We start from the raw sequence: 12,398 nt of genomic DNA, 5'->3' as shown, positions 1-12,398 counted from the left end.
CTTTACAGCGCGTCGGGTCCGCGCTCGCCGGTCCGGACCCGGACGGCCGTCTCGACCGGGATGGACCAGACCTTGCCGTCTCCGATCTTGCCGGTACGGGCCGCCTTGACGATAACGTCGACCAGCTGTTCGACGTCGTCGTCCTCGGCCAGCACCTCGATACGGATCTTGGGGACCAGGTCGACGGTGTACTCGGCGCCGCGGTAGACCTCGGTGTGTCCCCGCTGACGACCGTAACCGCTGGCCTCGGTGACCGTCAGGCCGTGCACCCCGAAGGCCTGCAGGGCATCCTTGATCTCGTCGAGCCGGTGGGGCTTGACGACTGCGGTGATGAGCTTCATGCGTCCACCTTCTTGGCCTTGGCCTCCTGAGCCGGGGCCGCGGGCGCGGCGCTGAACGCCGAGCCACCGCCGCCACCGCTGAAGTCGTATGCGGTTTCGGCGTGCTCCGCCTGGTCGATACCCGCGACCTCATCGTCCTCGCTGACCCGCATCCCGAGCGTCTTGTCGATCAGGAAGGCGAGGACCGCGGAGGCGACGAGAGAGTAACCGAGGACCGCGAAGACACCGGCACACTGCTTCCAGAACTGGTCCAGGCCGCCGCCGTAGAAGAGGCCCGCGACGTCGGACTGGCCGCCACCGGTGGCGAAGAAGCCGATGAGCAGGGAGCCGACGACACCGCCGACGAGGTGGACGCCGACGACGTCGAGCGAGTCGTCGTAGCCGAACTTGTACTTCAGACCGACGGCCATGGCACACAGCACACCGGCGATGGCGCCGACGGCGATCGCGCCGAGCGGGGAGACCGCACCACCGGACGGGGTGATCGCGACCAGACCGGCGACCGCGCCGGAGGCGGCACCGAGGGTGGTGAACGCGCCGTGGCGGATCTTCTCGTAGGCGAGCCAGGCGAGTACGGCGGCGGCGGTGGCGACCTGCGTGTTGATGAACATCAGCGCGCCGACGCCGTCATCGTTGCCGAGCCAGGAGCCGGCGTTGAAGCCGAACCAGCCGAACCAGAGCAGACCGGCGCCGAGCATGACCAGCGGGAGGCTGTGCGGGCGCATCGGGTCCTTCTTGAAACCGACGCGCTTGCCGATGACCAGAATCACGCCGAGCGCCGCGGCACCCGCGTTGATGTGCACCGCCGTACCACCGGCGAAGTCGATCACACCGAGCTCGAAGGCCCAGCCGCCGGCACCCCAGACCCAGTGCGCGACCGGGAAGTAGACGACCGTGGCCCACAGGGCGACGAACAGGGCCCACGCCGAGAACTTCACACGGTCCGCGAGGGCGCCGCTGATCAGGGCGGGCGTGATGATGGCGAACATCAGCTGGAAGACGGCGAAGACGTAGATCGGGATCGTGTAGCCGTCCCAGAGCTGCGTGAGGCCGATGCCGCTGAGCCCGACGTAGTCCGAGGACCAGCCGATGATGCTGCCGGAGTCGGTGCCGAATGCCATGGAGAAGCCGTACAGCACCCACAGAATGGTGACGATCCCCAGGCTGATGAAGCTCATCATCAGCATGTTGAGGGTGCTCTTGACGCGGACCATGCCTCCGTAGAAGAAGGCCAGACCCGGCGTCATGAGCATCACCAGGGCAGAACAGATGAGCATGAACCCGGTGTTGGCGGCAGACAGCGTTGCGTCTGCGGCCAGGGTGATGGCTGGTGCCATCGGCGTCTCCTCGTCGTTGGTACGGCCCCGTGCGGGCGAAGCCTGAGCGGGCAGAGGGGTGGGCCGGTTATGCGGCATGAGATTGGCGCAGCGCCGTTTCCGTCGAAGCGCCTCGATGTTTCGCCGACGTGACGAAGGCGCCTCGCGTGTTACGCCTTGATGAACTGCCGGATGTCCGCTCGCGCGATCGTTATCGTGGCGCAACCTTCGGGCGAAGGGGGACAGCCGACCGCGGCCTGCCATCCGATGACCTGGCGTGGGGAGCCGAGTCGGGCGGTAAGGGAAGGCGGGCCGCGGCCGGGGCTTGAGGGGTCAGACCGCGTCGGCGGTCTCGGGCAGGTCCAGGGCCAACTGCTCGGTCAGATCCACCACTTCGGCGAGGTCCCCGAAGTCGCGTACGGCCGTGTCGACGGTCTTTCGGATACGGGTGTTGACCCGCTCGGAGCGGACCTTCTTGGCGACTCCCAGCGCCCTCCTGGCGAGCACCGAACCCTGCTCGGGCTCCCGCTGCAGCAGGTGCACCGTGGCCATCCCGATGAGGTTGAGTGCGTACGAACGCTGGTGCTCGGTGTCCTTCTCGAAAAGGTCGACGGCCTTCTGCATCACGGGCTCGGCGAGCGAGGCGTAGGTGGGGCTGCGACCCGCGACATAGGCGAGGTCACGGTACGAGTGGGAGTTCTCGGCGTGCAGCTCCGCCTCCGAGAAGAAGCGGATCCAGTCGGGCTCGGGCTCGTCGAACTCCTGGGCGTCGACGAAGGTGTCCTCGGCCATCCGGACGGCGCGCTTGCACTTGCCGGGCTGGCCCATATTGGCGTACGCCCGGGCCTCCATCGCATACAGCATGGACTGCGTACGAGGGCTCGCGCAGTCGCGGCCTCCGTACTGTGCGAGGTGGATCAGTTCCAGGGCGTCATCGGGCCGCCCCAGATGGATCATCTGGCGGCTCATGCTGGACAGGATGAACGAGCCGAGCGGCTTGTCGGTGGCTTCCTTGGCGGCGTGCAGGGCGAGGACGAAGTACTTCTGCGCGGTGGGCTGCAGCCCGACGTCGTAGCTCATCCAGCCCGCCAGCTCGGCCAGCTCGGCGGCGACCTTGAACAGGCGCTTGGCGGTGGCCTCGGGCTGGGGCTCCTGGAGGAGGTCCGTCACCTCGTGCAGCTGGCCGACGACCGCCTTGCGGCGCAGGCCGCCGCCGCACTGCGCGTCCCACTGCCGGAACATGACCGTGGTGGTCTCCAGTAGATCGAGCTCGGGCTGGGACAGCCGGCCGGCGCGGCGCGCGACGGCCTGGGGCTCAGGTTCTTCGCGGGGATTGGCGGGACCGGGCACCAGCCAGCGCTGCATGGGCTCGATCAGTGACGAACCGGCGGACAGGACAAGCGAGGTACCGAGGAAGCCGCGACGGGCCAGCATCAGGTCGCTGCGGGAGAACTCGCTGATCAGAGCGACGGTCTGTGGGGCCGTCCATGGCAGATCGACACCGGACACGGACGGTGACTGGTGGGCGGAGCGCAGGCCGAGGTCCTCGACGGCGACGACGCAGCCGAAGCGCTCGGAGAACAGCTCGGACAGGATGCGCGGGATCGGCTCGCGCGGGTTCTCCCCGTCCAGCCAGCGGCGTACGCGCGAGGTGTCCGTGGAGATGTGGTTGGCCCCCAACTGGCGGGCCCTGCGGTTCACTTGGCGCGCCAGCTCACCCTTGGACCAGCCGCTGCGCACGAACCACGAGCCGAGCAGCTCATTGGGGCGCTTGTCAGCGCCAGTCGCGGTCGTCCCGCTTCCGCCGTTGCCGCCCACTGGCACGCCCCCATTCCTGAAACCACTTGTTGCGCTGTGCGCCAAGCCCTACCAGATTGCCGGTAAATACGGTCGCCCGTCCGGCGGTTCTCACCTGTCGAACGAAGAGCCGACTTGCCTCCGGCATACCCACGAGTGCGAGCGTCCCCAGGAGTCGTGCACTCACAGTAATCCTACGATCACCACTTGGACCATGGCGGACGCAGAAACGCCACCATTCGCCACCCCTTCGAATGAACTCCCTGTTGCCGGACCGCGATTCACTTGACACAGGACAGCCAGGAGAGGCGGAACGGTGCACACCGGAGCGCACAGAGCCAAGCGCACCACCCGGAGCGCTTCTGGACGCCGCTTGACCCAAGCCGGCGCCGGGAACTCAGGGTTACGTCCTGATTCCGCCACGTAACCATCGGTGCGCTGAACCTGTTGGAGGGGGCATGGGCTTCACGATCGGCGGCAGCCGTGGGATGCGCGAGATCAGGCCCGGCTCACGCCGCCGCGGCCGCTCCTCTGAGTGCACCACCGTGGCCGAGTTCACCGGACTGTGGGGCTGGGACGTGGTGCCCGGCGCCCGAGCGGCCGCGGGCTCCTGCTCCTGCGGCCGGACCGACTGCCCGGCACCCGGCGCACACCCGCTGGACTTCGCCCCCGTCATCCCGGCCGGCGCCACGCTCGACCAGGCGACCGAGGCCTGGACCGACTTCCCCGGCGCCGCCGTGATGCTGCCGGTGGGACGCGCCTTCGACGTGATCGAGGTCGCCGAACCCGCCGGACGACGCGCACTGATCCGCCTCGAACGGATGGGCCTCCCGCTCGGCCCCGTGACGGCCACCCCCGAGGGCCGCGCCCACTTCTTCGTCGCCCCCGGCACAGCGGCCGAACTGCCCGAGCTCCTCTACCGCATGGGCTGGGACTGGGACGACGCCACCCTCGACCTGCACGGCTTCAGCCACGGCACCTATATCACCGCCCCACCCTCCGACCGCGCCGGCCTCGGCCCGGTCCACTGGCTCCGCTCCCCCGCCCTCGACTCGGCGACAAAGCCGCCCGCGGCCCGACTGCTGCTGGGGACACTGGCTTACGTGGCGCACCGGTCGCGGGCGTAGCCCTGCGGGGGTGGCAACAGCGAAGCGCGCGTCCCCGACTGCACCTCGGGAACGCGCGCTTCTCCTCCTAGCACCCCGTAACGTTACGGGGCGGTTAGTCGCCGATAAGAGCGTCAACGAACGCCTCCGGCTCGAACGGCGCCAGGTCGTCCGCGCCCTCGCCGAGACCCACGAGCTTGACCGGTACGCCCAGCTCGCGCTGGACGGCGATGACGATGCCACCCTTGGCCGTGCCGTCGAGCTTGGTCAGGACGATGCCGGTGATGTCGACGACCTCGGCGAAGACACGGGCCTGGACGAGGCCGTTCTGACCGGTGGTGGCGTCCAGGACCAGCAGGATCTCGTCGAGCGGCGCGTGCTTCTCGACCACGCGCTTGACCTTGCCCAGCTCATCCATCAGGCCGGTCTTGGTGTGCAGGCGCCCCGCGGTGTCGATGAGCACGACGTCCGAGCCCATCTCCTTGCCCTCCTTGACCGCGTCGAAGGCCACGGAAGCGGGATCGCCGGCCTCGGGCCCGCGCACGGTGTACGCGCCGACCCGCTCGCCCCAGGTCTGGAGCTGATCGGCGGCGGCGGCACGGAAGGTGTCGGCGGCGCCCAGTACGACGGTGCGGCCGTCCGCCACCAGGACGCGAGCGAGTTTGCCGGTGGTGGTGGTCTTGCCGGTGCCGTTGACGCCGACGACCATCACGATGCCGGGCTTGCTGGCCTCGGGCTCCGTCTTCACGGTGCGGTCCATGTCGGGGCCGATCAGCGTGAGCAGCTCCGCACGCAGCAGGCCGCGCAGCTCCTCGGGCGTACGGGTGCCGAGCACCTTCACGTGCTCGCGCAGCCGCTCGACCAGCTCCTGGGTGGGCTGCACGCCGACATCGGCGGTGAGCAGCGTCTCCTCGATCTCCTCCCAGGTGTCCTCGTCCAGGTGCTCGCGCGAGAGGAGCGTGAGCAGCCCCTTGCCGAGCGCGTTCTGCGAGCGGGAGAGCCGGGCGCGCAGACGCACCAGGCGTCCGGCGGTCGGCTCCGGGATCTCGATCTCGGGTGCGGCCGGGCGTTCCTCGACGGCAACGGCCCCCGAGGTGTCCGGAAGATCCACCTCCTCGATCGTGCGGCGCGGTTCCTCGCGCGGCGTCTCGGCCTCGTCGCCGACGTGCGGCTCGGCAGGAGGGGCGGTGATGTCGGGCGTGGCGGGAGGCGGCGGGGGCGGCTGCTTCCGTCGGCGGCTGCCGACGACGAGCCCGCCGAGCGCACCGATCACGACCACGGCGATGACTACAAGAAGGATGACGATTTCCATAACGGACCCAGTATGCGCGACCCTCCACCCGCCGTCTTTCTCCGCTCACGGGCGCGCACCGCCAGGATGCGCGGGGTGTTTCCAGAGTGTGGCCCCGATGTCGCGACTATGGCTGTCTGACGCCCCGTCAGCTACCGTCCCCCTTCTCCGGAACCCGCCCGAAGGAGGACCCGCCATGCCCGTGACGGTCGTACGTTTCAATCTGGTGGAGCCCGACGCGACGAGCGAATCCCTCAGCGCCCGCTACCAGGCCGCCCTGGAGATGGCCGCGTACGCCGACGACCGCGGGATGACCACCGTGCAGACCGAGGAGCACCACGGTGCCGCCAACAACTGGCTGCCCTCCCCCTTCACCTTCGCCGGCGCTGTCTTCGGCGCCACCCGCCGGATCGCGGTCACGGTCTCGGCGATCATCGGCCCGCTGCACGATCCGCTGCGGCTGGCCGAGGAGATCGCCGTACTCGACCTGATCAGCGGCGGCCGGCTGGTGACGGTCGCGGGGATCGGCTACCGCCCCGAGGAGTACGCGCTCTTCGACGTCGAGTGGAAGCGGCGCGGCAAGCTCCAGGACGAGCTGCTGGAGACGCTGCTCAAGGCGTGGACGGGCGAGGACTTCGAGTACCGCGGCCGTACGGTCCGGATCACCCCGCGTCCGTACACCCGGCCGCATCCGCTGCTGCTGGTCGGCGGCTCCTCGCAGGCGGCGGCCCGGCGTGCCGCTCGGCTGGGGCTGCCGTTCTTCCCGAGCGCGCATCTGCCGGAACTGGAGGCGTACTACAAGGAGCGTCTCGTCGAGTACGGCACGGAGGGCTGGACGATGATGCCTCCGGCCGAGACCCCGCTGTTGCACCTGGCCGAGGACCCGGACCGGGTGTGGGCGGAGCACGGGGAGCACTTCCTGCACGAGGCGCGGACGTACGCGTCCTGGCAGTCCGGCGACATCCGTTCCGCGGTGAAGTCGGGGGCGACGACGGTCGACGAGCTGCGCGCGGAGGGTGTGTACCGGATTGTGACGCCGGACGAGTGCCTGGCGCAGGGCCTCGAGAACTACGTACTGCATCCGTTGTCCGGCGGGATGCCGGTCGACGAGGGCTGGCGGAGCATGCATCTGTTCTGCGAGAACGTGCTGCCCCGGCTCAAGGCCGCGGAGGGCTGAGCCGGGGCCGTACGGCCTGGCCTATCCCATCTCCTCCAGCGCCTTGCCCTTGGTCTCCGTGACGAACTTGAGCACGAAGGGGATGGAGAGGGCTGCGAAGACGGTGTAGATCACGTACGTCAGGGAGAGGTTCCAGTCGGCCAGGGACGGGAAGCTCGCGGTGATGGCCCAGTTGGCGATCCACTGCGCGGAGGCGGCTACGCCGAGGGCGGCGGCGCGGATCTTGTTCGGGAACATCTCGCCGAGGAAGACCCAGACGACCACGCCCCAGGAGAGGGCGAAGAAGAGCACGAAGACGTGGGCGGCGATCAGTGCGACCCAGCCCTGGGTGGCCGGCAGCTTGCCGTCGACGAGGTCGAAGGAGAAGGCCCAGGCCTCCAGGGCGAGACCGACGACCATGCCCACGGAACCGATGAGCGCGAGGGGCCTGCGGCCGATCCGGTCGACGAAGATCATGGCGATCACGGTGCCGACGATGTTGATGATCGACGTCGTGAACGAGTAGAAGAACGACTCCGTCGGGTCGACGCCGACCGACTGCCACAGCGTCGAGGAGTAGTAGAACGCGACGTTGATGCCGACGAACTGCTGGAAGACGGAGAGCCCGATGCCGATCCAGACGATCGGCTTGAAGAAGAAGCTGCCGCCGAGCAGGTCCCTGAAGGTCGACTTGTGCTCGCTCTTCATGGCGTGCTCGATCTCCCGCACGCGGGCGTCCAGGTCGATGTCCTTGCCCTCGACCTCGGCGAGCACCTCGCGGGCGCGGGTCTCCTTGCCGGCGGAGATGAGGTAGCGGGGCGACTCGGGGATGGCGAAGGAGAGCAGTCCGTACAGGACGGCGGGGACGACCATGACGCCGAGCATGACCTGCCAGGCTTCCAGGCCCATCAGGGTGCCGCGCTGGTCGCCGTCCGCGGCGTTCAGGATGCCCCAGTTGACGAGCTGGGATACGGCGATGCCGATGACGATCGCGGCCTGCTGGAAGGAGCCGAGGCGTCCGCGGTACGCGGCGGGGGCGACCTCGGCGATGTAGGCGGGGCCGATCACGGAGGCCATACCGATGGCGAAGCCGCCGACGATGCGCCAGAAGGCGAGGTCGTACAGCGCGAAGGGCAGTGCGGAGCCGACGGCGCTGACGATGAAGAGGACGGCCGAGATCTGCATGCAGCGGATGCGGCCTATGCGGTCGGCGATGCGGCCCGCTGTGGCGGCGCCGATCGCGCAGCCGATCAGCGCGACGGCGATGACCTGCGCCAGGGCCGCGGAGCCGATGTCGTAGCGGTCTCGGATGGCTTCGACGGCGCCGTTGATCACGGCGCTGTCGTAGCCGAAGAGGAAGCCGCCCATCGCGGCCGCCGCCGCGATGAAGATGACGTGCCCGAGGTGTTCGGGATGAGCCTCTCGGGCTCCTGACTTGGATGCCTGTGCTGCGCTGGTCACGTGTACTCCTCGGGCCGCCGGCCTCGCTGCCGGGGGGTGGGCAAGCCCTTCAACTGAAGGTAAAAGCAACGTTTCCGAGGCTATTCCTTCAAGTTTTGAAGTCAACCGGGCTAGATGAGAGCAAGACCATAAACAGGTAAGGGTTTTGTGTTCGCTGCTTGAATGGTGTGCCCATGCTGTGACCGTCACGCAACTGCCAAGCCGTCCGAGAGCCGGCGAAGCCGAGCTACCGAAGCCGCTGGCTGATGACCTTCGATACCCCGTCGCCCTGCATCGAGACGCCGTACAGCGCGTCGGCGACCTCCATCGTGCGTTTCTGATGGGTGATCACGATCAGCTGCGAGGCTTCCTGCAGCTCCTGCATGATGCGGATCAGCCGCTGCAGGTTGGTGTCGTCGAGCGCCGCCTCGACCTCGTCCATCACATAGAACGGGCTGGGTCGCGCCTTGAAGATCGACACGAGCATCGCCACGGCGGTCAGCGAGCGCTCGCCGCCGGACAGCAGGCTGAGGCGCTTGACCTTCTTGCCCGGAGGCCGGGCCTCCACGTCCACGCCCGTGGTGAGCATGTTGTCGGGGTCGGTCAGGATCAGCCGCCCGTCCCCACCCGGGAACAGCCTGCTGAAGACGCCCTCGAACTCCCGGGCCGTGTCCCAGAACGCCTCGCTGAAGACCTGTTCGACACGCTCGTCGACCTCCTTCACCACCTGGAGAAGATCGGCGCGCGTCTTCTTGAGGTCCTCCAGCTGCTCGCTGAGGAACTGGTGGCGTTCCTCGAGTGCGGCGAACTCCTCCAGGGCCAGCGGGTTGACCTTGCCGAGCTGCTGGTACGCCCGCTCGGTCGACTTGAGCCGCTTCTCCTGCTCGGCGCGGACGAACGGCCGGGGCTGGTTGCGCGGGTGCTCGGGGTCTTCGGGCAGCTCTTCGCCCTCGGCGGGCGGTGAGGGCGGTACGAGCTGGTCGGGGCCGTAGTCGGCGACAAGCCCCGCCGGCTCCACACCGAGCTCCTCCAGCGCCTTCGTCTCCAGCTGCTCGATCCGCAGCCGCTTCTCGGCGCCGAGCACCTCGCCGCGGTGCACGGAGTCCGTGAGCTTGTCGAGCTCGGCCTTCAGGTCGCGCCCTGCGTTCCGGGCGGCGACGAGATCCTGCTCCCGCAGGGCCTTGGCGCTCTCGGCGGCGGCCCGCTCTTCCTCCGCCCGGCCCACCGAGACCTCGACGTGCGCGAGGAGCTGCCGCGCACCTGAGGCGACGGCTTCGGCGACGGCGGCCTCGTGCCTCAGCCGCGCCCTGCGCTGTTCGGCACGCGCGCGTGCCTCACGTTCGGCGCGCGCTGCCCGGTCGAGCGAGTCGGCCCGCCCGGCCAGCCCTTTGACCCGTTCCTCGTGCGTACGCGCCTGGAGCCGGGCTTCCATCTCGGTCTGCCGTGCGTTGGCGCCGTCGGCGGCGAGCCGGTCCCGTACGGAGGTGTCGGGCTCCTCCTCGACGGGCATCTCCTCGGCCACGGCGAGCCGTTCGGCCAGCTCTTCGACTTCCTCCAGGGCCCTGTCGAGGGCCTCCTGTGCCCGCGCGGCGGCGGCGGTGCTCCGCTCGGCCTCCCCTGCAGCCCCTCGGGCCTGCCCGGCCAGCCGTCCGAGCTGCTGGGCGACCGCCGATCTCTCCCGCTCCCCGGCCCGCCGCCGCTCCCCCAACTCCTCGACGAGCGCGGCCCGTTCCTTTCGCTGCTCGGCGGTGAGATGCTGCGCCTCGCTCAACTCCTCGCACCGCACGGCGAGTTCTTCCAGCTCCGCCGCGGCTTCGTCGACGGACGCCTGTACCTCGAGCAGACTCGGCGCCCCGGCGGACCCCCCGTGCGCGAAGTGCGCCCCGAGCAGATCGCCTTCGGTGGTCACAGCGGTCAGCTCCGGCCGCGCACTCACCAGATCCTCGGCGTCCTCGAGGGTCCCCACCACGACGATGCCCCGCAGCAACCGCCGTACGGCGGGCATGAGGTCGGCGGGTCCACGGACGAGATCGGCGGCGTATGGAGGCCCGCTGTGCTCCGGAGTTACGTCGCTGGGGGCGCCGTCGCCCGATGTCGGCGCCTCCTCGGGTGCCCCCGCCAGCAGCAGGGCGGCTCGCCCCGCGTCCTGCTTGCGGAGCAGGCGGATGGCGTCGGCGGCCGAGTCGGGGCTGGTGACCGCGATGGCGTCCGCTGCCACTCCGAAGGCGGCGGCCAGGGCGACCTCGTAGCCCGGGGTGACCGACAGGAGTTCGGCGGCCGGGCCCAGCAGGCCGCTGAGCCGGTCCTTCGCTCCGAGCAGGGCACCCGTGCCGTCCTTGCGGCGCAGGCCGAGGGCCAGGGCCTCGTGGCGGGCCTGGGTGGCGGCGCGCTTGCGCTCCGCGGAGGTGGTCGCCTCGCGGGCCGCCGCCAGGGCGGACTCCGCCTGAGCCAGCGCCGACTTGGCCGCCTCGTGCCGTTCGGCCAGCTCCGCGTCGCCCTCGTCCAGACCGTCGACCTCGGCCTTGAGCGCCTCGTACTCCTCCTGCGCCGCGACCGCCCGCTCCTGGGCCTCGTCCCGTGCGGAGGCGAGGCGGTCGATCTCGGCCTGGGCGGAGGCGGCGCGCGAACGGGCCGCGTTGACCTGGCCGTTCAGCCGGGCGAGCCCTTCGCGGCGGTCGGCGATGGAGCGGGCCACGTCTTTCAGGCGTCGTTCCTCCAGTGCCAGTTCGCGCTCAAGATCGGCCCGGTGCGCGACCGTGTCCTCCAGTGCCCGCTCGGCCGCCTCGAGGGCCGCTTCGAGTTCGGCCTCCTGCTCACGGATCCGTGCGGCCTCGCGCTCCATGTCCTCGGGATCGCGCCCGCGCCGCTCCTCGGGCGGCACGGAGGTCGCACTCTTGACCCGGGCGTCGGCCAGCGAGATCGTGCCGCGCACCCGCTCGGCTAGCTGCGACAGTTCGTGCCAGGTCTGCTGTGCCCGCTGGAGCCGCGGTGTGAGGCGCCGCACCTCGTCCTCGAGCTGCGCCTCCCGCTGGAGCGCCTTCTTCAGCTCGGCCTCGGCGGCGTCCTTGCGTTCCTTGAGCGCGGCCTCGTCGGCGATCTCGGCCTGGAGCGCCTGGCGGAGTCGTACGAGGTCGTCGGCGAGCAGCCGCAGCCGGGCGTCCCTCAGGTCGGCCTGGATGACGGCGGCCCGGCGTGCGACGGCCGCCTGCCGGCCGAGCGGCTTGAGCTGGCGCCGCAGTTCGTCCGTCAGGTCCTGCACGCGTGCGAGGTTCGCCTGCATCGCGTCCAGCTTCCGCAGCGCCTTCTCCTTGCGCTTACGGTGCTTGAGGACGCCCGCGGCCTCCTCGATGAAGGCACGGCGGCCCATCGGATCGGCGTGCAGCACGGAGTCGAGCTGGCCCTGGCCGACGATGACGTGCATCTCGCGGCCGATGCCGGAGTCGGACAGGAGTTCCTGGATGTCCAGCAGCCGGCAGGTGTCGCCGTTGATCTGGTACTCGCTGCCACCGTTGCGGAACATGATCCGCGTGATGGTGACCTCGGCGTACTCGATGGGCAGCGCGCCGTCGGAGTTGTCGATGGTGAGGGACACCTCGGCACGGCCGAGCGGCGGGCGCCCGGTGGTGCCGGCGAAGATGACGTCCTCCATCTTGCCGCCGCGCAGCGACTTGGCGCCCTGCTCGCCCATGACCCAGCTGAGCGCGTCCACGACATTGGACTTGCCCGAGCCGTTCGGACCGACGACACACGTGATCCCCGGCTCGAACCGGAGCGTGGTCGCAGAGGCGAACGACTTGAACCCTCGGAGGGTCAGGGCCTTGAGGTGCACGGCGCTGGACTCTACCTTCCGGGTCTGTCTCACTCCATGAACGAACGGTTTCACCCATGAACGTGCAGGGCACACCAGACGTTAAAGAGAGTGAAAGAGTGCGCGGGACAGACTCGGGAGCA

General features: G+C 69.6%; 8 protein-coding genes. 2 read left to right on the top strand and 6 right to left on the bottom strand.

What is annotated here, in order from left to right; genetic code table 11:
* Window positions 1-2: 2 nt before the first annotated feature.
* The 3 genes from OP79_RS17305 to nsdA all read right to left on the bottom strand — a co-directional run bounded on the left by OP79_RS17305 (window position 3) and on the right by nsdA (window position 3,475).
* The gene (locus OP79_RS17305; RefSeq protein WP_033321107.1) at window positions 3-341 is read right to left on the bottom strand and encodes a P-II family nitrogen regulator; all 339 of its coding nucleotides are present in this window, start codon (window positions 339-341) and stop codon (window positions 3-5) included.
* A complete protein-coding gene (locus tag OP79_RS17300) occupies window positions 338-1,678 on the bottom strand; it encodes an ammonium transporter (RefSeq protein WP_033321106.1) in 1,341 nt (446 codons plus the stop codon). Before OP79_RS17300 ends, OP79_RS17305 begins: the two co-directional genes overlap by 4 nt.
* A gap of 312 nt (window positions 1,679-1,990) precedes the next feature.
* Complete coding sequence (gene nsdA, locus OP79_RS17295) at window positions 1,991-3,475, bottom strand: transcriptional repressor NsdA (protein WP_033321105.1); 1,485 nt, start codon at window positions 3,473-3,475, stop codon at window positions 1,991-1,993.
* A gap of 437 nt (window positions 3,476-3,912) precedes the next feature.
* Between nsdA and OP79_RS17290 the strand changes: the two genes are divergently transcribed.
* A complete protein-coding gene (locus OP79_RS17290) occupies window positions 3,913-4,581 on the top strand; it encodes a bifunctional DNA primase/polymerase (RefSeq protein ID WP_033321104.1) in 669 nt (222 codons plus the stop codon).
* 94 nt (window positions 4,582-4,675) lie between these two features.
* Here OP79_RS17290 and ftsY read toward each other — a convergent pair whose 3' ends face one another.
* Entirely contained in the window at window positions 4,676-5,872 is a 1,197-nt protein-coding gene (gene ftsY / locus OP79_RS17285; RefSeq protein WP_033321103.1) for a signal recognition particle-docking protein FtsY, read from the bottom strand.
* 175 nt (window positions 5,873-6,047) lie between these two features.
* On the opposite strand from ftsY, the gene OP79_RS17280 reads away from it, so the two are divergent.
* Window positions 6,048-7,028, top strand: a complete 981-nt coding sequence (locus OP79_RS17280; protein WP_033321102.1) for an LLM class flavin-dependent oxidoreductase — start codon at window positions 6,048-6,050, stop codon at window positions 7,026-7,028.
* A 21-nt stretch (window positions 7,029-7,049) separates the two neighbouring features.
* Here the strand turns inward: OP79_RS17280 and OP79_RS17275 are convergent, their stop codons facing one another.
* Together OP79_RS17275 and smc are read right to left on the bottom strand one after the other, a co-directional pair.
* The gene (locus tag OP79_RS17275) at window positions 7,050-8,468 is read right to left on the bottom strand and encodes a sugar porter family MFS transporter (RefSeq protein WP_033321101.1); all 1,419 of its coding nucleotides are present in this window, start codon (window positions 8,466-8,468) and stop codon (window positions 7,050-7,052) included.
* Window positions 8,469-8,694: 226 nt separating this feature from the next.
* Window positions 8,695-12,276 carry a chromosome segregation protein SMC gene (gene smc / locus OP79_RS17270; protein WP_033321100.1) on the bottom strand — a complete coding sequence of 1,194 codons (3,582 nt, stop codon included), beginning with the start codon at window positions 12,274-12,276 and terminating at the stop codon, window positions 8,695-8,697.
* Window positions 12,277-12,398: the final 122 nt, after the last annotated feature.

The organism is Streptomyces yerevanensis (assembly GCF_000716805.1).
GTDB lineage: Bacteria > Actinomycetota > Actinomycetes > Streptomycetales > Streptomycetaceae > Streptomyces > Streptomyces flaveus.
This window is presented reverse-complemented; position numbering and strand designations above follow the sequence as displayed.